The organism is Minwuia sp. IMCC3009, assembly GCF_029909415.1.
Classification (GTDB): Bacteria; Pseudomonadota; Alphaproteobacteria; order Minwuiales; family Minwuiaceae; genus Minwuia.
The window spans coordinates 3377246-3403081 of record NZ_CP123781.1 but is presented as its reverse complement, the minus strand read 5'-3'; the positions used below and the strand labels follow the sequence as shown (position 1 = coordinate 3403081).

28 protein-coding genes are annotated in these 25836 nt (G+C 64.7%); 13 read left to right on the top strand and 15 right to left on the bottom strand.

Annotated features, from left to right (window positions below; genetic code table 11):
• Nucleotides 1–21: 21 nt before the first annotated feature.
• From QGV55_RS15860 to QGV55_RS15835, 6 genes are all read right to left on the bottom strand, one after another.
• The gene (locus QGV55_RS15860) at nucleotides 22–723 is read right to left on the bottom strand and encodes an ABC transporter ATP-binding protein (protein WP_281019677.1); all 702 of its coding nucleotides are present in this window, start codon (nucleotides 721–723) and stop codon (nucleotides 22–24) included.
• Entirely contained in the window at nucleotides 716–1471 is a 756-nt protein-coding gene (locus QGV55_RS15855) for an ABC transporter ATP-binding protein (RefSeq protein WP_281019678.1), read from the bottom strand. Before QGV55_RS15855 ends, QGV55_RS15860 begins: the two co-directional genes overlap by 8 nt.
• Nucleotides 1464–2477, bottom strand: a complete 1014-nt coding sequence (locus QGV55_RS15850; protein WP_281019679.1) for a branched-chain amino acid ABC transporter permease — start codon at nucleotides 2475–2477, stop codon at nucleotides 1464–1466. The genes QGV55_RS15855 and QGV55_RS15850 overlap by 8 nt, the downstream gene beginning before the upstream one ends.
• Nucleotides 2478–2481: 4 nt before the next feature.
• Complete coding sequence (locus QGV55_RS15845; protein ID WP_281019680.1) at nucleotides 2482–3405, bottom strand: branched-chain amino acid ABC transporter permease; 924 nt, start codon at nucleotides 3403–3405, stop codon at nucleotides 2482–2484.
• Between the two features lie 78 nt (nucleotides 3406–3483).
• Nucleotides 3484–4653 carry an ABC transporter substrate-binding protein gene (locus QGV55_RS15840; protein ID WP_281019681.1) on the bottom strand — a complete coding sequence of 390 codons (1170 nt, stop codon included), beginning with the start codon at nucleotides 4651–4653 and terminating at the stop codon, nucleotides 3484–3486.
• A 225-nt stretch (nucleotides 4654–4878) separates the two neighbouring features.
• The gene (locus QGV55_RS15835) at nucleotides 4879–5181 is read right to left on the bottom strand and encodes a metalloregulator ArsR/SmtB family transcription factor (RefSeq protein WP_281019682.1); all 303 of its coding nucleotides are present in this window, start codon (nucleotides 5179–5181) and stop codon (nucleotides 4879–4881) included.
• 109 nt (nucleotides 5182–5290) lie between these two features.
• On the opposite strand from QGV55_RS15835, the gene QGV55_RS15830 reads away from it, so the two are divergent.
• Genes QGV55_RS15830 through QGV55_RS15795 form a run of 8 tightly spaced genes read left to right on the top strand, consistent with a single transcriptional unit; the run spans nucleotide 5291 to nucleotide 11972 of the window.
• A complete protein-coding gene (locus tag QGV55_RS15830; protein WP_281019683.1) occupies nucleotides 5291–6094 on the top strand; it encodes an enoyl-CoA hydratase-related protein in 804 nt (267 codons plus the stop codon).
• Nucleotides 6095–6121: 27 nt separating this feature from the next.
• The gene (gene paaG, locus QGV55_RS15825; RefSeq protein ID WP_281019684.1) at nucleotides 6122–6913 is read left to right on the top strand and encodes a 2-(1,2-epoxy-1,2-dihydrophenyl)acetyl-CoA isomerase PaaG; all 792 of its coding nucleotides are present in this window, start codon (nucleotides 6122–6124) and stop codon (nucleotides 6911–6913) included.
• The gene (gene paaI / locus QGV55_RS15820) at nucleotides 6910–7374 is read left to right on the top strand and encodes a hydroxyphenylacetyl-CoA thioesterase PaaI (protein ID WP_348637684.1); all 465 of its coding nucleotides are present in this window, start codon (nucleotides 6910–6912) and stop codon (nucleotides 7372–7374) included. Before paaG ends, paaI begins: the two co-directional genes overlap by 4 nt.
• A 19-nt stretch (nucleotides 7375–7393) precedes the next feature.
• A complete protein-coding gene (gene paaK / locus QGV55_RS15815) occupies nucleotides 7394–8698 on the top strand; it encodes a phenylacetate--CoA ligase PaaK (protein ID WP_281019686.1) in 1305 nt (434 codons plus the stop codon).
• 18 nt (nucleotides 8699–8716) lie between these two features.
• Nucleotides 8717–10321: an FAD-dependent oxidoreductase gene (locus QGV55_RS15810; RefSeq protein WP_281019687.1), complete on the top strand. Its 1605-nt coding sequence runs from the start codon at nucleotides 8717–8719 to the stop codon at nucleotides 10319–10321.
• Nucleotides 10321–10527, top strand: coding sequence for a DUF2783 domain-containing protein (locus QGV55_RS15805; protein ID WP_281019688.1), 207 nt, complete (start codon nucleotides 10321–10323; stop codon nucleotides 10525–10527). The genes QGV55_RS15810 and QGV55_RS15805 overlap by 1 nt, the downstream gene beginning before the upstream one ends.
• The gene (locus QGV55_RS15800) at nucleotides 10524–11090 is read left to right on the top strand and encodes a histidine phosphatase family protein (protein WP_281019689.1); all 567 of its coding nucleotides are present in this window, start codon (nucleotides 10524–10526) and stop codon (nucleotides 11088–11090) included. Before QGV55_RS15805 ends, QGV55_RS15800 begins: the two co-directional genes overlap by 4 nt.
• A gap of 18 nt (nucleotides 11091–11108) precedes the next feature.
• Complete coding sequence (locus QGV55_RS15795; RefSeq protein WP_281019690.1) at nucleotides 11109–11972, top strand: NHL repeat-containing protein; 864 nt, start codon at nucleotides 11109–11111, stop codon at nucleotides 11970–11972.
• Here the strand turns inward: QGV55_RS15795 and QGV55_RS15790 are convergent.
• From QGV55_RS15790 to QGV55_RS15755, 8 genes are all read right to left on the bottom strand, one after another.
• Nucleotides 11959–12687 (bottom strand): DUF2470 domain-containing protein, encoded by a 729-nt coding sequence (locus QGV55_RS15790; protein ID WP_281019691.1) that lies wholly within the window; start codon nucleotides 12685–12687, stop codon nucleotides 11959–11961. The two genes, QGV55_RS15795 and QGV55_RS15790, sit on opposite strands and share 14 nt — an antisense overlap.
• Before the next feature lie 4 nt (nucleotides 12688–12691).
• Nucleotides 12692–13747 (bottom strand): MaoC family dehydratase, encoded by a 1056-nt coding sequence (locus tag QGV55_RS15785; protein WP_281019692.1) that lies wholly within the window; start codon nucleotides 13745–13747, stop codon nucleotides 12692–12694.
• A 51-nt stretch (nucleotides 13748–13798) separates the two neighbouring features.
• Entirely contained in the window at nucleotides 13799–15118 is a 1320-nt protein-coding gene (locus QGV55_RS15780) for a mechanosensitive ion channel domain-containing protein (RefSeq protein WP_281019693.1), read from the bottom strand.
• Nucleotides 15119–15129: 11 nt separating this feature from the next.
• Complete coding sequence (locus tag QGV55_RS15775) at nucleotides 15130–16827, bottom strand: amidohydrolase family protein (RefSeq protein WP_281019694.1); 1698 nt, start codon at nucleotides 16825–16827, stop codon at nucleotides 15130–15132.
• Between the two features lie 152 nt (nucleotides 16828–16979).
• A complete protein-coding gene (locus tag QGV55_RS15770; RefSeq protein ID WP_281019695.1) occupies nucleotides 16980–17180 on the bottom strand; it encodes a hypothetical protein in 201 nt (66 codons plus the stop codon).
• On the bottom strand, nucleotides 17180–17863 hold the full coding sequence (locus QGV55_RS15765; RefSeq protein ID WP_281019696.1) for a hypothetical protein: 684 nt from the start codon (nucleotides 17861–17863) through the stop codon (nucleotides 17180–17182). Before QGV55_RS15765 ends, QGV55_RS15770 begins: the two co-directional genes overlap by 1 nt.
• Complete coding sequence (locus tag QGV55_RS15760) at nucleotides 17863–18147, bottom strand: hypothetical protein (RefSeq protein ID WP_281019697.1); 285 nt, start codon at nucleotides 18145–18147, stop codon at nucleotides 17863–17865. The genes QGV55_RS15765 and QGV55_RS15760 overlap by 1 nt, the downstream gene beginning before the upstream one ends.
• Entirely contained in the window at nucleotides 18140–20683 is a 2544-nt protein-coding gene (locus tag QGV55_RS15755) for a phage tail fiber protein (RefSeq protein ID WP_281019698.1), read from the bottom strand. Before QGV55_RS15755 ends, QGV55_RS15760 begins: the two co-directional genes overlap by 8 nt.
• Nucleotides 20684–20897: 214 nt before the next feature.
• Between QGV55_RS15755 and QGV55_RS15750 the strand changes: the two genes are divergently transcribed.
• From QGV55_RS15750 to QGV55_RS15740, 3 genes are all read left to right on the top strand, one after another.
• Nucleotides 20898–21800, top strand: coding sequence for an LLM class flavin-dependent oxidoreductase (locus QGV55_RS15750; protein ID WP_281019699.1), 903 nt, complete (start codon nucleotides 20898–20900; stop codon nucleotides 21798–21800).
• Nucleotides 21709–22734: a metallophosphoesterase gene (locus tag QGV55_RS15745; protein WP_281019700.1), complete on the top strand. Its 1026-nt coding sequence runs from the start codon at nucleotides 21709–21711 to the stop codon at nucleotides 22732–22734. Before QGV55_RS15750 ends, QGV55_RS15745 begins: the two co-directional genes overlap by 92 nt.
• A gap of 62 nt (nucleotides 22735–22796) precedes the next feature.
• Complete coding sequence (locus QGV55_RS15740; protein WP_281019701.1) at nucleotides 22797–22997, top strand: hypothetical protein; 201 nt, start codon at nucleotides 22797–22799, stop codon at nucleotides 22995–22997.
• Nucleotides 22998–23036: 39 nt separating this feature from the next.
• Here the strand turns inward: QGV55_RS15740 and QGV55_RS15735 are convergent, their stop codons facing one another.
• A complete protein-coding gene (locus QGV55_RS15735; RefSeq protein ID WP_281019702.1) occupies nucleotides 23037–24452 on the bottom strand; it encodes a carotenoid oxygenase family protein in 1416 nt (471 codons plus the stop codon).
• A gap of 268 nt (nucleotides 24453–24720) precedes the next feature.
• On the opposite strand from QGV55_RS15735, the gene QGV55_RS15730 reads away from it, so the two are divergent.
• Nucleotides 24721–25542, top strand: coding sequence for a phage capsid protein (locus QGV55_RS15730; RefSeq protein ID WP_281019703.1), 822 nt, complete (start codon nucleotides 24721–24723; stop codon nucleotides 25540–25542).
• A 13-nt stretch (nucleotides 25543–25555) separates the two neighbouring features.
• On the top strand, nucleotides 25556–25819 hold the full coding sequence (locus QGV55_RS15725) for a hypothetical protein (protein ID WP_281019704.1): 264 nt from the start codon (nucleotides 25556–25558) through the stop codon (nucleotides 25817–25819).
• The last annotated feature ends 17 nt before the right edge of the window (nucleotides 25820–25836 follow it).

Genomic DNA, 25836 nt, shown 5'->3' with positions numbered 1-25836 from the left:
GAACGCTGGGTTCAGACGGGATCAGACGCCCAGATAGCGCTGTTCGATGTCAGCGGCGGCATTCAGCTCCGCTGTCGTGCCTGACCAGGCGACCCTGCCCTTTTCGATGAAGCAATGCCGGTCGGCGAGCCGTTTCAGGGCCGCGACGTTCTTGTCGATGACCAGGATGGCCTGGCCCTCCGCCTTCAGGCTGCCCAGTATCGACCAGATTTCCTGCCGTATCAGGGGGGCCAGGCCCTCGGTTGCCTCGTCCAGGATCAGCAGGCGCGGATTGGTCATCAGTGCCCGGGCGACCGCCAGCATCTGCTGTTCCCCGCCCGAGAGCTGATTGCCCATGTTGCCGGCACGCTCCGAAAGGCGCGGGAAGGCGGCCAGAACACTTTCCAGCGTCCAGCGTGCCGCGCCGGGGGAGCGGTTGTCGGCGGTGGCGACCAGATTCTCCCGGACGGAAAGGTTGGGGAAGATCTGCCGTCCCTCCGGCACCAGTCCCAGCCCCATCTTCGCCACCCGATAGGACGGCATGCCCCGGATCTCCGTCCCCTCGAACCGGATCGATCCGGCATGTCCCTTCGTCAGGCCCATGATGGAGCGGACAGTGGTCGTCTTGCCCATGCCGTTGCGGCCCATCAGGGTCACCACCTGGCCCGCTTCGATGGACAGGTTCATGCCGAACAGCACCTGGCTCTGGCCGTAGGAGGTCTCGAGGTCCGCGACTTCAAGCATCGCCGGTCTCCTCGCCCAGATAGGCGGCGCGAACATCCGGGTCATTGCGGATCTGCTCCGGTGCGCCGGTGGCGATGGCGCGGCCATAGACCAGCACGGTGATGCGGTCGGCCAGGGCGAAGACGGCGTCCATGTCATGCTCCACCAGCAGGATCGTCAGTTCACCCTTCAGGCGTTTCAGGATCTCCACCATGCGGGCGCTGTCTTCCGGCCCCATGCCCGCCATCGGCTCGTCCAGCAGCAGCATTGCCGGCCGCGTCGCCAGGGCCATGGCGAGTTCGAGCTGGCGCTGTTCGCCGTGGCTGAGGCTGGAGGCGGTGACATCGGCGCGGTCGGCCAGGCCGACGGTCGCCAGATGCTCCTCGGCCGGGCCGATCAGTCGCGGGTCCGTCGCGGCCTTGCGCCAGAACCGGAACGAATGGCCCTGATGCGCCTGCACCGCCAGCGCCACATTGGCCCGTGCAGTGAAGTCGGCCAGCACATTGGTGATCTGGAACGATCGGGCGAGCCCCAGCATGGAACGGCGGTGAACGGCCAGGCCGGTCACGTCCCGCCCGGCAAACCTTATCGTGCCGGCGTCTGGCGTGATCTCGCCGGTCAACTGTCCGATCAGGGTGGTCTTGCCCGCCCCGTTGGGGCCGATGACAGCGTGGACTTCGCCCTGGGTCACCGACAGGGAGAGGTGGTCGGTCGCGGTCAGGCCACCGAACTGTTTCACCAGCCCCTCGATGGTCAGCGCCTCAGACATTGCGGCCCACCTTGCCCTGCAGCAGGCCGTCGATGCCGCCGCGCGCGAACAGCACGATCAGGATCAGCAGGGGACCAAAGACCATCTTCCAGTATTCCCCGGCAATACCGCAGCTCTCGCCGCCGATGATGTGGCAGACGCCCTCCATCAGTTCCGGCAGGTACTGTTCCAGCATCAGGAAACCGACGGCGCCCAGCACGGGTCCGAAAAGGGTGCCCATGCCGCCCAGCACGACCATGACGATCAGGTCGCCCGAATGCACCCAGTGCATCTCCGACGTGCTGACGAACTCCGACTGGTTGGCCATCAGGAAACCGGCGACGCCGCAGATCGCACCGGAAATGCCGAAGGCGACCAGGCGATAGCGGTAGGTGGGAAAGCCCACGGCCATCAGCCGTCGCTCATTGGACTTCGCGCCGCGCACGACCATGCCGAAGCGGGAGTTGACCAGCCGGTAGAGGGTGAACAGCACCAGCACCAGCAGCCCGTAGGCGAGGTAGTAGAGCTGTGAGTCGTCGTTCAGGTCCATGACGTCCCCGAAGTCGCTCAGATACCAGAGACTGAGCCCGTCATCGCCGCCGTAGCGCTCCAGCCCGATGAAGAAATAGTAGAGCATCTGCGAGAAGGCGAGCGTGATCATGATGAAGTAGACGCCGCGCGTACGCAGGGAGATCGCGCCGATCAGCAGTGCCGCCATTCCCGGAATGACGACGGCCAGGGCCAGATGCAGCCAGCCGTTGAGCGCCCAGTCCATGCCGTCGTTGGCCGCGTGATAGAACCCGATACCCACCACGTAGCTGCCGAGTCCCAGATAGGCCGCATGGCCGAAGCTGACCATCCCGCCATAGCCCAGCACCAGGTTCAGCGAACTGGCGGCAATGGCCAGCACCAGCATCCGGGTGAACAGGGAGACGTAGAAGGGTTCGTCGATGGCATTGGCGACGACCGGCACCACGGCCAGCGCCAGCATGACCAGACCAATGAAACCGACGCGGATCATCTGCATCGGCTCAGCCGTTCCTGGCGGAGAACAGACCCTCGGGCCGGAAGGCCAGGATCACTGCCATCAGCAGGTAGATACTCATGGAGGCCAGCGCCGGGGCAGCGGCGTCCGCAAACTCGTCGTCGAAGAAGCCACCGATCACATCGGGCAGGAAGGCGCGGCCCACCGTGTCGATCAGACCGATCAGCAGGGCGGAGACGAAGGCACCGCGGATGGAACCGATACCGCCGATGACGATGACCACGAAGGCCAGGATCAGGACATTCTCGCCCATGCCGATCTCCACCGTGGAAATCGGCGCGGCCATCAGGCCGGCCAGCCCGGCGAGGGCGGCGCCAAGACCGAAGACGATGGTGAAGAGGAACCGGATATTGACCCCCAGTGCACCGACCATTTCCCGGTTGGAGGCCCCGGCGCGGATCAGCATGCCGATGCGGGTGCGGGCCACCAGCCAGTAGAGGAAGAAGGCGGCCAGCAGCGAGGCGATGATGATTGCCAGCCGGTAGCTCGGGTAGATCAGACCGGGCGCCAGTTCCAGCGAACTGGAGAGGAACTCGGGCAGGGGCACGCTCAGTCCTGCCGGTCCCCAGACCAGCCGGACAAGCTCGTTGAAGAACAGGATCAGGCCGAAGGTGGCCAGCACCTGATCCAGGTGATCACGATCGTAGAGGGTTCGAAGGCAGACGATCTCCACCACGGCACCGACAAGCAGGGTTGCGGGCAGGGCGAGCACCACCGCAAGGACGAAGGAGCCGGTCCAGGCGGTGAATGTCGCTGCGAAATAGGCGCCGACCATATAGAGCGAGCCGTGCGCCAGATTGACCAGATCCATGATGCCGAAGACCAGGGTCAGCCCGGCGGCAAGCAGGAACAGCAGCAACCCGAGTTGCAGGCCGTTCAGGGTCTGCTCTATCAGAAGGATCCAGTTCATGTCGTCTCGTCAGAGGCTACCGGACGCGAGGTTCCGGGGACCATGTGATCCCCGGAACCCGGCATACGGTGAAGTGCCTCAGTTCATCGGGCACTTGCTGTGGTAGCTGTCCTGATACGCGGTGAACACGGTCTTGACCGTCTTCACGGTGTATTCACCGGCATCATTCTTGATCGCTTCCCGCAGGTAGAAGTTCTGGATCGGGAAGTTGTTGTTGCCATAGGTGAACGCGCCACGGACGGAGCCGAAGTCGGCCTTCTTCATGGCGGCCCGCATGCCGGCCTTGTCGGACGTATCGCCATTGACCGCATCGACGCCTGCCTTGATCAGCATGATCGCGTCGTAGGACTGGGCGGCATAGAACGACGGATAGCGGCCATACTTGGCCTTGAAGCCATCGACGAACTTCTTGTTCGCGGCATTGTCCAGGTCGGGGGACCACATCTGCGTGGCCAGGCTGCCCACGGCCAGGTCCTTGACCACCGGCAGGCTGATCGCGTCAACGGTGAACACCGTGTACAGCGGAATGGTTTCCTTGAGGCCAGCCTGCGAGTACTGCTTCAGGAACTGCACGCCTGCACCGCCGGGATAGAACACGAAGACCGCGCCGGGCTTGGCCGCGCGTGCCTTTGCAAGTTCAGCGGAAAAGTCGATCTGGTCCGGCCACTTGGTGAAGTCCTTGCCCAGGATCTCGCCCTTGTAGGTCCGCTCCACGCCCGCGACCATGTTCTTGCCGGCGGCATAGTTCGGGGCCATGACATAGATCGACTTGATGCCGAGCTGGTTCAGGACCTCGCCCATGGCTTCCGGCGTCTGGTCGTTCTGCCAGGAGGTCGAGAAGAAATCCTCGTTGCAGAGTTCGCCCGCGATCTGGGACGGGCCGGCATTGGCGGAAATCAGCATCGGGCCATTGCCGATGACCGACTTGTAGGACGCCAGCAGCACGTGGCTCCAGATATAGCCGGTCACGAAATCGACGCGGTCCTTCTGCACCAGTTCGTCGGTGACCTTCTTGCCGATACCGGGATTGATCTCGTCATCCTTGTAGATGATCTCCACATCGCGGCCGCCCATCCTGGCGCCGATGTGCTCCATGGCCAGATCGGCTGCGTCGCGCATGTCGCGCCCCAGCACCGCCGGACCCTTGGACAAGGTGGTCACGAAACCGATCTTCACCGGATCCGCGGCCATGGCCGTCGTGGCCAGCATTGCCGCACCTGCGGCAAGCGTAATCGTGCGTTTCAGCATCTTGCGAAGCCTCCCTTTTCTGCTTTCGCCTGTCCTGTCGTGGCGGAGCCTAGCGGCTTTCGTCGGAGACGACGACAGCTTTCCTGTCCGCTTCTGTTCATTGACGGACCTGTCTAGCAGTCAGATCGGCTTAGTGCAATATCATGCAGCATGCCGGTCGATGGATGCGGCATGCGATGCATTATAATTCAGGACACGGTGAGCGCATCCCGCCCGGCACGTGTTTCAGGCCCGGTCGGGACTGCCGTTTCCGGGCCCCGCCTGGGCTGTAAGCCAGTCTTCTGCGGGTTTCAGTCCCTCGGCGCGGATACTGCACCGTTTCATGCGGCCATCGCGCTGACGCTGGATCAGCCCGGCCTGTTCCAGGACGTTGAGATGCTTGGTGATCGCTGGCATCGACATGTCAAAGGGCGCTGCCAGTTCGCTCACGGTCGCTTCGCCCCGCGCCAGCCGCTGCAGCATGGCACGCCGTGTACGATCCGAGAGGGCACCGAAAGTGCGATCCAGGAAGTCTGCTGAATGGGCCATTTGGTTCATATGATCCGGTGTTGACTGGTTTCAACATGTTCAGGCGCACGCAGGAACCCTGTTCGAAGGGCCCCCGCGCATGGCATATACGGGGCAGGGAGGAATTTGGATGGCTCAGGAACCCTTGCTTTTCGAAACGCGGAACGGAGTCGCGTGGCTGACGATGAACCGACCGGAGGTCCTGAACGGCCTCGACCGTGGTCTGACCATGGCGCTCTGGCATGCCTTCGAGAAGGCCGAGCGGGACCGGGACGTTCGCGCCGTGGTGCTGACAGGTGCGGGGCGGGGCTTCTGCTCCGGTGCCGACCTCAGTCTGCTGAAACGCATCGCCGGCAGTGATGGCCGACCGGGCGACGCGGTCGCGAGCGTGATGGAAGCGGAGTTCAATCCGATGATGCGCGCGCTCATCGGCCTGTCGAAGCCGGTCATAGCGGCGGTGAACGGTCCGGCGGCAGGCGGCGGCGCATCGCTGGCCCTGGCCTGTGACATCGTCGTTGCGGCCCGTTCGGCCTATTTCCAGCTCACGTTCGGTCCCAACCTCGGCATCGTGCCGGACCTTGGCGGGTCATGGCTGTTTCCGCATCATGGCGGGCGCGCCAGGGGCCTGGGCATGGCCCTGTCCGGCGACCGGCTGTCTGCGCCGGATGCGGCCAGCCAGGGGCTGATCTGGGAATGCACCTACGATGACAGGCTGCTTGCGCGGGCGGGCGAGCTGGCGGCGCGAATGGCGAAGGGGCCGACCCGCGCCTATCACCTGATCAAGCAGGCCCTGCGTCACGCGGAGACCGCGACCCTGGACGAGCAACTGGCGGAGGAGCGGGAGATGCAGCGCACCGCCGGCGCCACCCACGACTTTGCAGAAGGTGTCAGCGCCTTCATGGAGAAACGCCAGCCGGCCTTCAGGGGCCGCTGAGACAGCGACTACAGGAGAGTTCACAGCATGGAATTCAAGCACATCCTCTACGAGGTGAAGGACAATGTCGCGCGGATCACGCTCAACCGTCCCGAGCGACTGAACGCCTTCACCGGGCTGATGCCGCTGGAGATCGCTTCGGCGGTGGAAGCCGCCTGCGCGGACGACGCCGTCCGGGCCATTGCCATTACCGGTGCCGGGCGCGGTTTCTGCGCCGGGGCGGACCTTTCCTCCGCTGGGCCGAAGCCGGGCGATCCGGAGTTCGACGCCGGGAAGACGCTGGAGATCGCCTACAACCCGATGATCCAGACCATGCGATCATCGGAGAAGCCGATCGTGGCGCTGGTGAACGGCCCCTGCGCCGGTGCGGGCATGAGCCTCGCGATGGCCTGCGACATCATCATCGCCGCCCGGTCCGCCAGCTTCCTGCAGGCCTTCTGCAACATCGGCCTGGTGCCGGATGCGGGGTCGACCTGGTATCTGCCGCGCATGGTCGGGCGCGCCCGCGCACTGGGCATGGCCCTGCTGGGGGAGAAGATCTCCGCCGACGAGGCCGCCGACTGGGGTCTGGTCTGGAAGGCCGTGGATGACGATGCGCTGGCAGCGGAGGGCGAGGCCGTCCTGCAGAAGCTGGCGAAAGGGCCGACCCGTGGTCTGGGTCTGATCCGCAATGCGGTGCAGAACGCCTTCACCCACACGCTGGATACCCAGCTTGACTGGGAGCGCGAATATCAGCGTGACGCAGGCAGTACGGCGGACTTTGCGGAAGGCGTCAGTGCCTTCCTGGAGAAGCGCCCGGCCGACTTCAAGGGGCGCTGAGCGTGGCGGATACGGCACCGCCCGACGCCCAGCGCCTGGCCGAGGCGGCGGCGGAGGTCATGATGGAGTCCGACCGCGCCGCCCGTCGCCTTGGCATTCACGTGGTCTCGGTAGCACCGGGCCGGTCGGTGCTGCGCATGGTCGTGCGCCGCGAGATGCTGAACGGCCACGACATGGGGCACGGCGGCATGACCTTCACCCTTGCCGACACGGCATTTGCCTATGCCTGCAACTCCCATAACCAGAGTGCGGTCGCGCAGACGGCGCAGGTCACTTTCCTGCGCCCGACCCGTGCCGGTGACGTGCTGACCGCAACGGCGGAGGAGATCTCGCGGGGCCGTCGCAGCGGCATCTACGATGTGACAGTCGTGAACCAGCGTGACGAGAAGGTCGCCGTCTTCCGGGGCAACTCCGCAACCATCGGCGGCACGCTGGTTCCCGAAGCGCCCGCAGCGCACTGATCTGCAGAGAAGAGAAGCAATGACCGACCCGAGAGCCAACCCGGACCCGATCGAGAACGCCAGCCGCGACGAACTGGCGGCCCTGCAGCTGCGGCAGTTGCAGTGGTCCCTGCGCCATGCCTGGGAGAACGTGCCGCATTTCCGCAGCGCCTTCGATGCGGCGGGCGCGCATCCCGACGACATGAAACAGCTTTCCGATCTGGCGAAATTCCCCTTCACCGTGAAGACCGACCTGCGGGACAATTATCCGTTCGGCATGTTCGCAGTCCCGCGTGAGCAGGTGGTGCGCATTCATGCGTCCTCCGGCACGACGGGCAAGCCGACGGTCGTCGGCTATACCCAGACCGACATCGACAACTGGGCGGACCTGATGGCGCGGTCGATCCGTGCCGCGGGCGGCCGACCCGGCGACATCGTTCATGTTGCCTATGGCTATGGCCTGTTCACGGGCGGGCTGGGCGCGCATTACGGGGCGGAGCGGCTGGGATGTTCCGTAGTGCCCATGTCCGGCGGGCAGACGGAGAAGCAGGTCCAGCTGATCCATGACTTCGGCGCGCGCGTCATCATGGTGACGCCGAGCTACATGCTGGCCATCGCCGACGAGATGGAACGCATGGGTCTGGACCCGGCGGCCAGTCCGCTGGAGATCGGGATCTTCGGGGCGGAGCCCTGGACGGAACAGATGCGCACGGAGATCGAGGGGCGTGCCGGAATGCAGGCGGTCGATATCTTCGGCCTGTCGGAGATCATGGGGCCGGGTGTTGCGGTCGAATGCCTCGAGACCAAGGACGGCCTGCACATCTGGGAAGACCACTTCTACCCGGAGATCATCAATCCGGAGACGGGCGAGGTGCTGCCGGACGGGGAGTTCGGTGAACTGGTGATCACCACGATGACGAAGCAGGCCCTGCCGATGGTGCGCTATCGCACGCGTGACCTGACACGCCTGCTGCCCGGAACCGCCCGCAGCCACCGCCGTATCGAGAAGATCACCGGCCGGTCCGACGACATGCTCATCATCCGCGGCGTGAACCTGTTCCCGACCCAGATCGAGGAACTGCTGTTGCAGGATGACCGGCTCAGCCCGCACTACCAGTTGCAGGTGGACCGGCCCGGAAACCTCGACGAACTGACCGTCCGTGTGGAGCCGAAACCTGATGTCGCCGGTGACGGTGCAGCCTGCAAGGCGGCGGCGCAGCATCTGGCGCACCGCATCAAGACCATGTGCGGCCTGTCCGCACATATCGACCTGCAGGACGTGGGCGGGGTTGCCCGGTCCATGGGCAAGGCGCAGCGCATCGTCGACAACCGACCGAAGGGCTGAGGGAAGGGAACAGGGCCCATGGCGACCTACCAGTATCCTGTCTATCCCTACCATCCGCCCGCCTTCGCCGACGGTCTCGCGCCAACGGCGCAGGTGGTCATCGTCGGGGGCGGGCAGGTGGGCCTGACCATGGCGCTGGACCTGGCGCAACGGGGCGTGGCGTCCGTTGTGCTGGACGAGGACAACACCGTATCGGATGGCAGCCGGGCCATCTGCCAGGCCAAGCGGACGCTGGAGATCTGGGACCGCCTGGGGGTTGCGGCACCGATGATGGCGAAGGGCGTGACCTGGAACGAGGGGCACGTCTTCTATCGCGGCGAACGGCTCTATGCCTTCAACATGCAGGAGAATCCGCACTCCAAGTTCCCGGCCTTCATCAATATCCAGCAGTACTATGTGGAACAGTTCCTGGTCGAGCAGGCGATGCAACAGCCGCTGATCGAGCTGCGCTGGTGCCACCGGGTCACCGGTCTGGAGACCGCTCCGGCGGGTGTTTGCCTGACTGTGGAAACGCCGGATGGCATCTACACGCAACCCTGTGACTGGCTGGTCGCGGCGGACGGAGTACGCTCCACCATCCGCAGGCAGATGGGGCTGAGTTTTTCCGGCCAGGTGTTCGAGGACCATTTCCTGATCGCCGACATCATCATGCAGCGGGAGGGACCGGCGATCCGCCGCTTCTACTTCGATCCGCCATGGGGGCCGGAGGCATCGGCACTGATGCATCGCCAGTCGGACAATGTCTGGCGTCTGGACTTCCAGCTTGGCTGGAACGTGGATCGCGACGAGGAACTGCGCGACGAGAATGTCTTCGCCCGCATCCGCCGCATGATCGGACCGGACACGCCGTTCGAGCTGGAATGGAAATCGCTCTACACCTTCCAGTGCCGCTCCATCGAACGCTATCGCCACGACCGGGTGCTGTTCATCGGCGATGCCGCGCATCAGGTCAGTCCCTTCGGGGCCCGTGGCGGCAATGGCGGCGTGCAGGATGCCGACAATCTGGGCTGGAAGCTGGCGCTGGTGGTTCAGGGCCGCGCGGGGCAGGCGCTGCTCGACAGCTACGACGATGAACGCCGCTTTGCCGCTGCCGAGAACATCCTGAACTCGACCCGCGCCACCGACTTCATTACCCCGAAGACCCCCGTGTCGGAGGTCTATCGCAATGCCGTCCTCGATCTCGCCCGCGATTTCCCCTTTGCCCGAACACTGGTCAATTCCGGTCGTCTCTCCGTTCCGGCCCACCTGACGGAGAGCAGCCTGAACGGTGCCGACGAACTGCGGGGCAGCGTGCGACCGGGCAGCCCGGTTCCGGCGCTGCCGCTGTCGGTTCCCGACAACGCCGCGGTCAGCCATCTGACGGACATTCTGGGGGATGGGTTCACGCTGCTCTGCTTCGGTCCGGCGAACGCGGAACTCCATGTGGACTCCCCCCTGGGATTGCGGCTGTTGCATGCCGGTCAGGATTTCCGCGACAGCGACGGCAGCATCGCCGCGGCCTTCGGTGTTCGGGACAACGCCGTCGTGCTCGTCCGCCCGGACCAGCATGTCATGGCCTGCTGGCGCACGCCGGATCCGGCAACCATCCTCGGGGCGCTGGCGAAGATCAGGGGAGAATGCTGATGAGCAGTCTGAAACATGAGCCCTGCATCAGCGATCCGGATGGCTTCTATCAGGAACTGATCGACGCGGTGCAACGGCTGTCGCCCGACGATGCGCTGGCCTTTTCCGCACGGCTGAACCTTCTGCTGGCAAACCATATCGGCGACCGGACCGTATTGAGAGAGGCAATCGAAGCCGCTCGCAAGGGTCTGGAGAACCGGAAATGAACATGTTCAATCGCCTGGCCGCGCTTCTGCTCGCGGTCGGGCTGACGCTGCCGCTCGGCGCACGGGCCGCGGATGAGGCCGCCTTGTGGCAGGCCGCGCGCGAGGGCGAGGCCATCATCATCATGCGTCACGCACTGGCACCGGGTGTTGGCGACCCTGCCGAATTCGATGTCACCGACTGCACGACGCAGCGCAATCTGGATGCGGCGGGCCGTGCGCAGTCGCGCGGGATCGGGGAGCGCTTCCGCGCCGCCGGAATATCATCGGCAACGGTCTACTCGAGCGCCTGGTGCCGCTGTCGCGAAACCGCCGAACTGCTGGGCCTGGGGGACGTCACGATCCTGCCGGCACTGAACTCCTTCTTTCGCGAATGGGAGAGGCAGGAGGCACAGATAGATGACCTCCGTGCCTGGCTGACGGAATGGGAGGGCGACGGTCCGCTGGTCCTGGTCAGCCATCAGGTCAACATCCGCGCGCTCACAGGCCAGAGCACCCGATCGGGTGAAATGCTGTTCATGCGCGTCGCGAAGGATGGAACAATCGAGGTTCTCGGCTCCATCTGACCGGGTAGGGAGGTCTCTATGCGTTCCATCATCACTGCAACGGCGCTTTCTCTCACGCTACTGCTGGCACCTGGCCTGGCGCAGGCCTTCGAGTTGCGTTTCGAGGCGGCGAGCGCGGCGGTGCTCGACAATCCCCATGACCTGAAACTGGATGCCGGACAGAAGTACCTGCTGGTCTCCGACGTGGGAAACAATCGTGTGGCATTCCTCGATCCGGCCAGCCTGGCGGTGGTCGGCAGTTTCGGTGCCGATCATCAGTCCGGCACCCATGATGTCGACTTCGATGCCGACGGGCGGCTGCATGTTGCCGATACGCACAACAACCGGGTGACGATCTACGAACTCGACGGCACAAGGGGGACCCTGGTCGGCGAACTGTCGGAGCGGGTGCGTGGGCCGGAGGGTGTGCTGGCTGGCCCGGATGGCCGCATCTATGTCGCGGGGGCCTGGTCGCACAATGTGGTGGTCTATCGGGAGGGTGTGGTGGTCGGCGAACTGAAGGGGCTGCGGTCGCCGCACGATCTGGAATGGACGCCGGACGGCAATATCTGGCTGGCCGATGCGGGCAACGACCGCATGCTGCTGCTCTCACCGGATCTCGAGATCCTGAAGGAATGGTCCGGCACGGCCTATGCCTTCAATGGTGTGCGTTATCAGGATGTGTTGCCGGACGGGACGGTCATCGCCGCAGACAAGAACAACCATCAGGTCAAGGTCATCTCGGCCGAGGGTGAACTGCTGCTGACCCTGGGCACCGGACGCCCGGGCAAGGGACCGAACCAGTTCACCACGCCGGAGGGCGTGGAGGTCCATGGCGATCTGGTCTGGATATCGGACTCGGGCAACGACCGCGTCGTGCGCTATCGCATTATCCGCGACTGAGCATCGCGCGCGCCCGTTTCACCTTTCGCACCAGTTCGACCCTCGCCGTCTCCGCCGAGGAGATCCGCTTGTCGAAGCTGATGCGGCAGTGGTCGCCGGGCCGGGCCAGATCGGCCCCTTCCGGATCGATGCCGGTCAGCCGCCAGCCGACGCCGGGGCGCTGGCAGAGGACATTGGCGTAGAGCGCAACGGCGTCCGAATGGTCCGCGTTCATGTGGCCGATCACGTCGGCCTCCGCCGCCTGCAGTTCCGAGACATCCCCGAAATCGGGCAGCAGGTCGGGCTTCTCGACCCAGTTGATCCGTCCGAACCCGGCAACCTGATGGGCACGTTCCACTTCCAGTCGCCAGAAGGCGAAGTCGCCGAAGTCGACGTAGCCCGCGGCTGACGGATGGCGCGACAGGAAGCGGGCGCGGAGCGAAGCGTCTTCTTCGCAGCGAACCGCCCGGCCCAGGACCGTGACCCGCGCGCCGGTCAGGCGCTCGGCCAGCCCGACCGTGCCGTCGAACAGCAGCGAGGCGCGACCGTCGGCGGCGAGGTTCTTCGTATGCTGCGCCAGGGTGGAGATCAGCAGGATCGGCTGTCCAGCCATGTCGGTCGCGACCAGCACAAGACTGCCATAGGGCCAGCCCCCGTCCGCCGCGATGGTCGACAGCGTCGCGGTTGGCTGGCTGCGGATCAGGTTGCGTGCGATGGAGGCCGGATCATCGGTCATGTGATCAGCCCCTGCGGGGGACCAGAACCCAGGTGTCCAGATCCAGCACCACATCCGCGTCGCGCTTGCCGTCCGCACCCTTGTCGGCGAAGTCACCGGAGGACCGGTTCTTGGTGGCGACGGTTCTGAGACGCAGCGCACCCAGGTCGCTCCGTCCCGGCAGTTCAGCCGTTTCCAGCACTTCCGACCAGGCGTAGATCGTGTCGCCCGCGAAAGTCGGTGCCGTGTGCGCGCCGCCGTTGATCGCCGCCACCCACATGGCGGATCCCAGACCATTGAAGCCGAGCGAACGCGCCAGGCTGATGATGTGGCCGCCATAGATCAGCCGCCGCCCGAAACGGCCCTGGCCTTCCGTGTGCTGGTTGAAATGCACCTTGGCGGTGTTCTGGTAGAGGCGCGTCGCCATCATGTGCTCGGCTTCCTCGATCGTCACGCCGTCCACATGGTCGATGCGCTCCCCCACCGCATAGTCCTCGAACCGCCATGGCGCGCCGACCAGCGTGTCATCCAGGCCGGAGAGGGTGATGGCCGGGGCCTGCAGGCTCGCCGGATCGACCCGGTCCGGCAGTTCCGGAACCACGGGGTCGGGCGCCGGGGCGTTCTCGTCACGCTTGCGGATCATCACCCAGCGGCAATAGTCGAGCACGGTCTCGCCATGCTGGTTCGTGCCGACGGAATTGACGTAGACCGTGCCGGTCTTGCCGTTCGAATTCTCCTTCAGGCCGATGACCGTGGAGCGCGCGGAGAGCGTATCGCCGGGATAGACCGGTTTCAGGAAGCGGCCCTGGGCATAGCCCAGATTGGCCACCGCGTTCAGGGACACGTCGGGGACCGTCTTGCCGAAGACGACATGGAATACCAGCCAGTCGTCCACCGGGCTGCGCGGCAGGCCCAGCGCCTCGGCCACCGTGTCGGCGGACTGCAGTGCGTAGCGCCCGCCGAACAGCGCGGTATAGAGGGCGACGTCGCCCGTGGTGATGGTGCGTGGCGTGGCGTGCGGCAGTTCCTGCCCGACGCGGAAGTCCTCGAAGAAATTGCCAGCGTTGATCTTCGTTGCCATGAACGGCCTCTCCATCTGCGATTTGCGTGCGCTCGGTCCGGCAGCGATCTATCACGTCTCGGGCGGGCTGGCAGCCCTCAAAGGCTCACGCAGGATGACTTCGCGGTGGGGATAGGGAATCCTGACCTCATGTTCCTTCAGCGTGTCCCAGAGGGCGAGGAACACCTTGCCCTTGATGTTCACGACGCCTTCCGCCGGATCGATGATCCAGAAGCGCAGCACGAAGTCGATGGATGAATCCCCGAACTCCACCAGATGGCAGACCGGTGCGGGTGACGGCAGCACCCGGTCCACGCCTGTCGTCGCCTCCACGGCGATCTTCCGTACCAGATGCGGATCGCTGTCATAGGAAACGCCGAACTTGATCTCCAGGCGGATGTTCTTGTCGGAGTAGGACCAGTTGATCACCTGGTTGGTGATCAGGTCCTCGTTCGGGATCAGGAATTCCCTGCCGTCGCGGGTGATGACGGAGACATAGCGGGCATTGAGCTTGTTGATCCAGCCGAATGTCTCACCCAGGGAAATCACGTCACCGGGCTTGATCGACTTGTCCGTCAGAAGGATGAAACCGCTGATCAGGTTGGACACGACCTTCTGCAGGCCAAAGCCCAGACCGAGACCCACCGCGCCGGAGAAGACGGCGAGGGCTGTCAGATCGATGCCGGTGAGATCGAGGGCAACCACTACAGCCCCGGTCAGAACAGCGATCCGGAACAGCTTTGACAGCAGCACCTGCGTCGCCGGGGCAAGATCGGGCGTGGAGAAGATGCGACGCTCCACCAGCCGGCTGACAAGGATGGCGATCCAGATCAGCACGAAGGCCATGATCATCCCGTTGGCGATGGCCAGCAGGGAGACCTGCCGGTCCCCTATGCCGAAGGTCGCCGACTGGAGTGCATCCAGCACCACGGGCAGGATGCCGGTGATGTTCAGCGCGGCCACGCCCCAGATGCCGATGGCCAGGGTCCGACCCAGCAACCGGTTGCGGATCAGCCGGGTCAGCAGGGAGATGATCACCCAGGCGGTGACCAGATTGGCGCATATGGCGAGATAGAATGACCGGCTGGGCCAGGTCACTTCCCTCAGTGTCAGGACGGTCAGCCAGAGCAGCAGCGCCAGCAGGATCGCCCGTCGCCGATTGACCATGGCCCTGAAGACGGAGGTCAGCGGGTGAGGCGCTCCCTGGCCAACGCCGGAGACCAGGGGCGTGATCATGCGGGAAATGACATGCGCAAGCAGGACCAGTCCGAGCAGGATCAGGGCCTGATAGAATGTCCAGGGGACCAGCAGGCGGTCCAGCAGGGGGCCATCGGTCCCGACAATCTGCTCGATCCGGCTGCCGAGTTCACCGATGAGGGAGGAAATGTCCATGCGCGGTGCCCCTATTCGGCGGCCTGCCGCCGATCAGTGGAGCGGCGGCGCAGGACCGCGCCCGGACCCGTGACGGGGCAATAGTCGCTGCCGTCGAAGATCTGGACTCCGTTCACCCAGGTCCCCAGCAGACCGGGGGCGTCACGCACCAGCCGTTCACCGCCGGCAGGCAGGTCCTTCAGTCGCCGGGTGCGGCTGATGCTGACGGTGTCGGGGTCGATCAGGATGAAGTCGGCGGCATTGCCCGGCTTCAGCACCCCGCGCCCGTCAAGGCCGTAGATCCCGGCGGGCTCCGAGGTCAGCTTGACGATGGCCGACGCCAGATCGAATGCGCCCAGTTCCCGCACCCAGTGGCCAAGGAAATGCATGCCAAAACCCGCATCGCAGAAGAACGTGTGGTGCGCACCGGCATCGGACAGGCTGACCAGATTGCCGGGCATGGCGAGCAGTTCGCCCACCGCGTCCTCCTCGACGTTCAGCAGCTTGGCGGTGAAGGTGGTCTCCAGTCCCTCGGAGAGGGCGAGGTCGAAGAAGAAGTCCACCGGATCCTCGCCGCGTTCCTTCGCGATATCGGCAATCGTGCGGCCTTCCAGCGCGGCATTGGCCGGATCCTGCGTGATCGTGACCTCGACCCGGTCCCAGTGGCCATTGAAGATGCGGGTTCCCGACGGCACCTGCAGCGCGTCCCGGATGCGCTGGCGGCGCGCGGGGTCCGCAAAGGCATGTTTCAGATCCGCGACCGGGGCACTTTCGGGCCAGCCGTCGATCGTCAGCATCGGATAGGCGGAGGCGAGCGTGAAGTCCATCGACAGCGGCTGGCAGGAGCACTGGGCATAGACCGAGCGTCCCTTCTCGCGCTCCGCCGCACAGGCGCGGGCGATGCCGATGGCCCGGTCCGGCTGGTTGGAGAAATGCAGCATCGGCGCGTAGATCGTCGTGCCGCCCGAAATCTCCGAAAGTTCGCCGAGGAAGGGGATATCCGTGCGGTCGCCGCAGGTCGCCATCATGATGCCGCCACCGGCCTGCCCCATCGTTTCGGCGAAGGCCCGGAATTCCGCGTTCTCGGCCAATCGGGAAGGAACGGGCTTGTTTGCGGCACCGAAATGGTTCTCGAAGGTCGAGGAGCCGATGCCGATGGCACCCGAAGCCATGGCGTCAGCAAGCAGATCCTGCATCTGTTTCAGCTCGTCCGGTGTCGCTGCCCTTTCCGACCCTTCCGCACCCATCACGACGGTACGCATGACGGAATGGGAGGCCAGTGCAGCCACGTTCGGAAAGGGCCGCTTGCGGTCGATCAGGTCGAGATACTCGCCAAAGCTCTCGAACGACCAATCGACCCCGGCATGAAGGCTGTCGAGGGACATGGCCTCCACCACCGAGAGGTTGGCGAGCAGTGTGTCGCGTGATTCCGGTGTGGCCGGCGCAATCCCGAAACCGCAGTTGCCGATCACGACCGTGGTGACGCCCAGCGCAGGCGAGGGGGACGCGGTCGGGTCCCAGGTCAGCTGCGCATCGTAGTGCGTGTGGATGTCAATGATTCCGGGCATGAGCACCTGGCCAGCCGCATCCACTTCCGTACGACCGGTACCGGATACCTGTCCGATTGCAGCGATCCGACCCCCGTCAACAGCCATGTCCCCAACGCATTCGGCACTTCCAAGTCCATCGTGGATCCGGGCATTGCGGATGATCAGGTCGTACTCGGCCATGGTCTCACTCCAGCTACTCTTCCGATGTAGCCAGTGTGACATCGGTTGCGGGACAGGCAACCGCCGTTTGCTTGCTCACCCCGGCGCCTGGTGGAGCCGTGGAGCGTCGAGACCGGACACAGGCGCGGCGTTGGGGCGGACGGGCGGGATCCTCATTGCATCAGCTTCTGGATCTTTTCGGCCCAGCCCAGCCCCAGCCCGACAAGCACGCCCAGGACACCCAGGACCCAGACGGCACCCCGGCCCCGGTTGAAGATCGCCCGGGTTTCGCGGATATCATCCTCGATGCGGTCCAGCTTGCGTTCGAGGGCGTTGAGGCGAACGTCCAGCCTTGCCAGTTCCACGTCGCTCATCATGCTGACCTGCCGACAAACAACTGGACCAGGCCGCCGGAAAGGGTGTCTGTCCCGGCTGGTGTGACACGGATACGGTCAATCGCGCCGGAGAGCGTTCTGCTGCCTCCGCCGGAGATGACGAGACCTCCGTCAGACGCCTGCATGGCATGGGACGCGACCCAGCTGTTGCCCGTGGTGCGGCGCAACTGGATCACACCACGCCATATGCCGCTGCCGCCCTGGTAGAGGACCAGCCCGCTCGTACTGGTGGTGAACTGCCCTGACGTGGCGGCGGTGCCGCTGCCGGAGACATAGCCGCTGGTAGCCAGACCACCGCTGTCGCCGATCTGGATCAAGAGGCTGTCGCTGCCCGAGACGCTGACGGCATCCAGCCAGATGTCGATCATGTCCGGCCCGGAGATGCCGGCCAGATCAGTGATCGTCACGCTGGTGCCGCTGGATGTGTCGCCGGACCCGCCACGCCGGATCCCGCCACCCAGGGCAGCGACCGCCTGCGCGACACGCTGTGGCGACATCATCTTCGTAGTCTCGGTTCCCGCTTCCGCCTCCGCCTGACTCGCCAGAACGGGTTCCGGCAGGTCCGCGAATGCCGGAAGCTCGGTCGCTCCCGTTCCAACAGTACGTTCGGCAGCGTCGCCAATGCCTGAGAGCATGTTTCGTCCTGGTTGGGTGATACTCATCATGCAAACCTCCGGAATGGTGTTGCCGGGAACAGAGAGAAGGGCAGCAGTGCGGTCGGCAGATCCATGTTGCGCAGGCGTAGGTTGACGTGCCAGCCCGTCATGGCGGTTGCCGGCACGACCACGTCACCATTGTCGTCCAGCACAGCCGTGCTCCAGACGGTGCCCACGAAGTCGATGTCCTGATCCGGTGTCGGCGTCAGGGCAATTCCTGCCCCATCGAGCGCGTATGCGGCGGTCGCCTCATCCGGGAATTTCAGATAGTGGTTCACGAACTCAACCATTGCTCATTGCCTCCAGTCTTGCGTCGGGAAGGGGGCCGAAGATGGCGACCTGACGGATCACGCACGGCAGGTTGCTGGTGCCGGACAGATCGGTACCCAGCCGCATCTCGTTGGCATCGCCGTGGAGTGTGTGACTGCTTTCGGTGACGACGGTTGCCCCATTGACCGAGACGGCAACGTCATTCTCCGCCATGCGCAGCGTGGCGACGATCCGGTCACCGGGCGCAAGCCCGCTCGCGGCGGTCAGGTTCAGCCCGCTGCTGCTGGTGACGTGCAGGTCGCCACCCTGCAGGTCGAGCGCAACTTCCTGTGTCGCGGTCTTGCCGATGGCGAGCAGGGTGCCGTCATCGTCAAGGATCTCCGCCTCCACCAGTATGGAGAATCCGTCCGGTCGGAATGCGGTCTGGGCGGACAGATCGACAATTGCCAGATCGGCGGAGCGGGTCACCTGTGATCCGTCAGTCTCGATCTGGCTCGGCGGCAGCGCATCCGCATGGCTGGCGGGAATGCAGCGGCATCCCTTGACCGCGATCCCGGCATTCGTGTCGCCTGCAAAGCTGGTGGCGCCGCCGATACCATCCGTGAACTGCAGAACGAAACCGGAAGTGCCGGAAGCGCCTGGTGCAACGACCGAGGCCCAGAGCCTGTACCAGCCCGCGCCCAACTTCCGGTGCCCGACCGTTACCGTCGATGAACTGGTCTTGTAAGGCGTGAGTGTTTCCGTCGCGAAGTCCCAGCGCCAGCCGAAATAGTCGCTCGCTGCACCGTCGAAGGGGCCCACATAGGCGTAGAATGCATGTTGGGTCGGGACTGTTCCGACCTCCTTCACGTCCATGGCAACGATGTATCGGGTGCCGGAGACAACACCAGTGGTGTTGAAAGCGTTGCCGACAGCATGGCCGCCACTGTCGGCGGTCTGGAAGATCGTCCGCGCCGTCATTGTTCCATCGGGAGCCAGCGCATTCCCGGCGGTGTTGGTCACACCGATCCCGCCGGGTTGCAGATCACTGTGGATCATGTGGTTGGTCTGCTGGGGTTCCAGCAGAAGCCCCAGTGGCTCTCCGGTCTCCGGATCATGGGTCAGACGGGGCGTATCGATGCCTTTGCTCTCGATCCCGCCTCCGTCGGTATCGGTGAAACCCGCTGTCGCGCGGGTCAGCACGATCTGGCTGACCTCGCCCAGGTCGAAACCCAGGATCGCCGATGGCAGGATGTCGAAGCGGTTGCGGAAGGTTCCGCGCGCGGCAGCGATGATCGCGTCGGCCACGGCGCCGGAAGCGCTTGATGCGCTGGCGGCGGCGGCACTGGCTGATACGGCCGCGTTCGTCTCCGCAGTCCCGGCGCCGGTTTCGGCAGCCTCCGCTCCGGCCCTCGCGGCTTCCGCGGCAGTCTGCGCGATCTCCGCCAGTGCCTGTGCGCTGACGGCGCCGGATTCGGAAGCTTCCGCATTTGCTTCGGAGGCGGCGGCTGACACGGCACTTGCACTGGCGGCTGTGGCGCTCGCCGCGGCACCGGTTTCCGACGCCGCGGCCGCGCTGGCTGCCGCGACTGCGGCACCGATGGTGTTCGCGCCGTTCAGGTCGGTCGCCACGTCACTGATCGCGGTTTCGGCTGCCGCGACGGATGACACGTCCGAACTGATTGCGGCAACGGTCGGAATGGCGTCGGAGATGGCCGCAAGAGCTGAGACTTCGGCGGCATCGATGATCGCCGTGGCCGAAAGGTCGCGGATCTCGATCGCGACACCGTCTGGCGGAGCAGATGCGAAGGTGAGGACATTGTCTGAGGTGGCGAATGCGGTCCCGTGCTGAATGATGCCGTCCAGGCTGACCAGCAGCGCCCTGTCATCGACCGGCGCGCGGGAGAGGGTGAAGGCGACAGTCTCCCCGTCACCGGTGGCTGACAGGGTGGCTGGAATGTTCTGGACCAGGGCCGCGACATTGGCAACGGAGGCCGCGTCACCCGCCGCTGAAAGCGCGCTTGCGGCGGCGGCAGCGGCATCTTCGGTCACGCTGCTCACAGCCCCTTCGATATCGGACAGGATGTTGCTGGCGGGACCCGCGACCGGGTCTCCCTGGTCGTCGAAAGCAAGCACGCGCGACGCGCGCAGCGCCCGCGTCGGCAGTGCGCCGGGGGCAGCATCCGCGTCATGATCGGCGATACGCAATGACCGCTCCCTCGCCGCTTCAGCCTCCTGCAGGGCAAGGGTGAGCCTGTCGAGTTCGTCATTCAGCGTGTCGGCACGCAGGCTCCCGCCCGGCAGGAAATCCGACATTCTCGCGACGGTGGCCTGCCGGCTGATGACAACGCTCTGTCCGGTCGCCGGTGGGCTGGTGAAGGTGACGGTCCCGCCTGCGGTCGTGCCTTCACCTGTCACCGTGTAGTCCGTGTCGAGTTGCTGTTTCGCGGACCCGATCCAGACCTTCAGGTCGGCCGCCTTCAGGAAGGCAAATGGTGCCGGATATGCGGTCGTCATGCCGTCTGCAGCATATTCTGCCCGCGGCACGGTGCTGTTGATCTTGATGTGTTCGGTCATGCTTGCACTGCTCCGATCAGGTTGCGGCCCCGGTTCGCGTCGCGCCCCTGACACGAGGCCTGTCCGCTTTGCCTCCATGGCGAGCCGATTTCGGTACAGTTACCGGTAATCCTGAAAGCAGTTCCGGTTTTCTCCGATACACCGGTGATTGTTTGCGGTGCCGTCCTTGAACTACGATGGAATGATCGTGTTCTTGGGGAGGACCAGTTCGATCATGCAGAAGCCAGCTCTTGCCATCGCCGCCTTGCCCGGTCGCCGTGACCGGATGATCGAGTTCGCCAAGGAAACCGAAGCCCGTGATTTCGCCGGTGTCTTCGTCACCAGTGTCTCGGCCTGCCTGCCATTCTGCCAGGCCATCCTGCAGGAGACGACGCGTCTGGTCGTGGGCAGTTCGATCCAGCCGATCTACTTCCAGACGGCGCGTCAGCTGGCCGACAATGCCGCCTTCCTGCATGAGATTTCCAGGGGGCGCTTTCGCATGGGGCTGGGCATCAGCCACGAGGTCTCGCTGGACCGGCACGGTGTGCCAAGGACACGCAAGCCCGTGACGGACATGCGCGCCTATGTTGCCGAGATGCGCGCGGCGGAGAAGGAAGTCGGGGAGTTGCCGCCCCTCGTGCTTGCCACGCTGCGGGACCGGATGCTCGATCTGGCGGTCGAGGTCGGGAATGGCGCGGTCTGGGCCAATGGTCCGCGTGACACGGTTGCCGCTCAGTTGGCGGCGCGCCCCGCTTCTGCGAGCGATGACTTCTTCACGGCGGCCATGATTCCAACGGCGATCGACGACGATATCGATGCCGGTCGCGCGGTTCATCGCAAGACGCTCTCCCGCTACGTTCTGCTTCCCAACTACCGCAAGTACTGGTCCGCCGCCGGCTTCGAGCAGGAGATGTCGGACATCGAAGCTGCCATCAACGCAGGTGAAACCGATCGTATCCCGAGCCTGATGAGCAACGAATGGCTGGACAGCGTGACCATGGCCGGGCCCAGGTCGCGCATACTGGAGGGACTGGAGCGCTGGCGCGATGCGGGGGTCAAGACACCGATCCTGGTTCCGAGCTCCACCAAGGGCAGCCAGACAACCGCACTGGCGGAGATCTTCGATCTGTTCGAATAGCCCGCGTGATCGTCAGCGACCCCTGTCCGCCCTGCGGCTGGTCCAGATCTCGGACACGCATCTGAGCGACAGGCAGGGTTTCTTCGTTGCCAACTATCTGGCTGCAGTCGCGAGCATCAACAGTCTGTCGCCTGACCTGGTCGTCCATACCGGCGACCTCACCATCAATGGCGTCGAGCGACCGTTGGATCTGGATCTTGCGGTGGCGGCCAACCGGCTTTTCCGTGCGCCGGTCCTGTCCCTGCCCGGCAATCATGATGTGGGGGAGGAGCCCGGTTTCGCGATGATGGCGCAGCCGGTCACCGAGGAGCGGCTTGCCCGCTATCGTGAACGGTTCGGGCCGGATCGCTGGATTCGAGATGTGGCGGGCTGGCGGCTTGTCGGTCTGAACTCGCAGCTTCTCGGCACAGGCCTGCCGGAAGAGGCGGTCCAGTTGCGCTGGCTGGAGGAGGCATTGCAGTCCGGCCGTGGGCGACCGGTCGGTGTGTTCCTGCACAAGCCCATGTTCTTTGCGCGCCGGATCGACGCCGGGACGCCACTGGAGATCATCGCTCCCTCCGGCACCCGCGCGCGCCTGCTCTCCCTGCTGTTGCGTCACCGGGTACGGTTTGTCGCCAGTGGTCACCTGCACAAGTATCTGGATGTCAGGATCGGAGAGACGCGGTTTGTCTGGGCCCCGGCAACAGCTTACCGCTCCGGCCTGCGAGTCGGCACGGGGGTGCCCATGCTGGGGTATCTGGACTATCGCCTCTGGCCGGATGGCGCGTTCGAAGTGCGGGCCATGCTGCCGCGCGGGATGGCGCTGCAAAGGCTGAGTGATCTCAGGCAGGAAGCGGAATTCCTGAAGGACGCGCCACGGGGGTCAACAGCGGATGTCCGGCGGCTTCTGGCGCTGGCGGACGCGGAGGGGAACGCAATTCAGGCCGAGCATTAGACTGCTCCCGATCTGCAAGTGTGCACATCGTGTGCGCGCATCAAGCAAGTGGAGAGTCTCACATGGCCATGCTGGGTGGTGGAGCCGATACCTCGGCCGCAGACAATGCGGCGCGCCGGGAGGAAGAGGAGTCCAGGCGGCTGGAAAAGCAGAACAAGGCGCGCCTGCGCAACCGCCGTTCCCGCAACAGCGGGCGGCGGGCTTTGCTTGCCTTCGTCGATGATCTGGGCAAGCCCGGAGAATTGCGCACGACGCTCGGTTGATGCGACCGGCCTGAGCCTGTGCCTCAGCCGACCTCAGGCTCAGGTCGCCGCATCGACCCAGTTGCCATGGAACCCGTGCGGCACACGATGCGGCAGTTCGACCGTCGCAACCGGCCCCTGCGACAGGTCAGTCGCGGCAAAGACGAGGACATCGCTGCGATTCTCGGTGGCCCTGTAGGCAATGCCGAGAATCCAGCCATCGTCGGCAGGGGCATCCGGGGAAGCGGGCACGAAAACAGGCTCTGACAGTTGCGTGTCGGCGCCGTCTGTCCAGATCGTCCGGCGCTTCTCCTGCAGGTCCAGGTGAACATATTCGGTCCAGACACCGCGATCTCCCGGTCGGCGCTGGTCCACCGCGGCGATCCATCCGTGCCGGTGGGCAAGTCCGGCGCGCCGGTCGTCAACCCGGGGGAACTCACCCGGCCGATCATCCAGTTGACGTGCGGAAAAGCTTCCTGCCGGCCCATTCAGGGTCCAGCGCCAGAGTGTGGACGTGGCAGCCGACGGATCACCCGGCGTGCCGTCCGCGTGCGGGAACAGGGGCGCGGCATCGTACTTCATGACATCGGCGACGATATCGTCGCCATCGTCGAACGCATTCAGCACGTGGAACACATAGCAGGCCGGAACCTCGATCCACTTCAGCGTCCCGATGCCAGCGTCGCGGCGCAGGACACCGAGCCAGCCGGGCTTCTCCGGCTCCCACGCGAACGGCGACTGTCCCTTCATTGCCCGTTCCAGGCTGCCGGTCAGCGGCAGGACCGGAAACACGACGTGCGACCGGGTGACGATGAAGTCATGCACCATGGCCGAATAGGGGGTCGTGAAGGACTCCGCCCGGGTGATCTCGCCTTCCGCACTCACCACGTGGAACGTCATCCGGTCCGTGAAGTGGCCACCTGTCGAATAGCCGAAGAACAGCATTTCGCCGGTTTCCGGATCGATCTTCGGATGTGCGGTCATCTTCCCACCCGTCAGGCGATCCGCGAAGGTGTGGTAGCCGCGCGATGACAGGTCTTCGCCTGCCATCTCGAAAGGCGGATGGGCTTCCTCCAGCGCCAGCAGCTTTCCGGCATGGTGGATGATATTGGTGTTTGCCAGGCCGGAGTCCTGGCCGACGACGGACGGATCGGTCGTCATGGGATTGCCGAAGGTGCCGAACAGTGCCTCCCCTGCTGCGCGTTCCGCCAGGAACTTCGTAGTCCTGACCCAGCGATTCAGATAGCTGGCACGCCCCTCCCTGAACCGGAAGCCGTGCACCATCCCGTCGCCGGCGAACCAGTGATGATTCCGGTCGCGCGGGGGGTACTGCGGATTGGGGCCGATGCGAAACAGGGTGCCGTTGAGAGCGTCCGGCAGCTCGCCACGCACGATCAGATCGCCGGCCTCCCCCTCCATCAGCATCGGGGCATAGTTGCCGGACAGTTGCGGGTGCTTCGGGAACGGTCTGGTCATCTGGCGGGCTCCTGAGAAGAGAGGACGGGCATCTTGGCGGCTGTCCCGCCATGCGACAAGCGGGCAGCGAATCTTGCGGCTTGTAATTCGGTAAATATCGGTATAAATACGCATTCATCGCTGCTTGTACCTGCCCCGGCCCACTGGCGCCATCGCCAACCCCCGGCAGCGGAACAGCGAGAGGCTGCCCGTCATCGTGCAGGCAGCGGAATCGACCGGCCTATCCGACGCGGACCCGGCGAATTTCACACATTCTCGGAGTTTGAAGATGAGCAACAGCGTCGACGAAAGCTTTCGTCGCGAATATGCGACGAACGTCCATATCGCCTACCAGCGACAGGGCACGAAACTGCGTGAGACCGTGCGCACGCAGAACAACGTCAAGGGATCCTCGACCGTTTTCCAGAAGGTCGGGAAGGGCGTGGCATCCGTCAAGGCACGGCACGGTCTGGTGCCGACCATGAATGTCTCGCATGAGGCGGTGGAATGCTTCCTGAAGGACTTCTATGCCGGTGACTGGGTTGACCGGCTGGACCAGATCAAGTCCGGCACCGACGAGATGAAGGTGCAGGTCAATGCGGGCGCCTATGCCCTGGGTCGCAAGACCGATGACCTGATCGTCACGGAACTGGCCAGGTCCACCAACCTCACGCCGACCACGGCCGGGGGACTGACCAAGGCGAAGATCCTTGAAGCCTTCGAGATCCTGGGCGAGGCCGATGTGCCTGATGACGGCGAACGGTATGCCGTTGTCGGCTGGAAGCAGTGGTCGGAACTGCTGGATATTCCGGAGTTCGCCAATGCGGACTATGTCGGCGACGGTCAGCTGCCCTGGAAGCACACGCAGGCCAAGACCTGGCTCGGCACGCTCTGGTTCCCGCATACCGGACTGTCGGCCGACGAGTCGGGCAACCGGCTCTGCCACTGGTACCACAAGACGGCCGTGGGCCATGCCATCGGCAGTGATGTCACGTCCGACATCACCTGGCACGGCGATCACGCCTCCCATTTCGTCAACAACTACATGAGCCAGGGCACTGTCCTGATCGACGCCGCCGGTGTCGTCACCATTCCCTGCGCCGAATCCTGATTGGAGTGACCTCATGGCACTGAAGATCGAGAATCTCGAACGCATGGCCGGGGGTGGCGCAGGCTTCGCCATCTGGGGCTATGCCACGACCGACGACGCGAAGGCCGATGTTGTTGCCGCCGGCTATTTCAACGGCGCCAGCGACATGCTGCGGGTCGATGACTGGGTCTTCGTCCGCGCTACGGACGGGCATGGCATTGCCATCGTTAACCAGAACGCCGGCGAGACTGTCGATGTTACCGACCTGACCGCCGTGGGCGGCAGCGACGGCAGCTGACCGGTCGGGGGACGTGG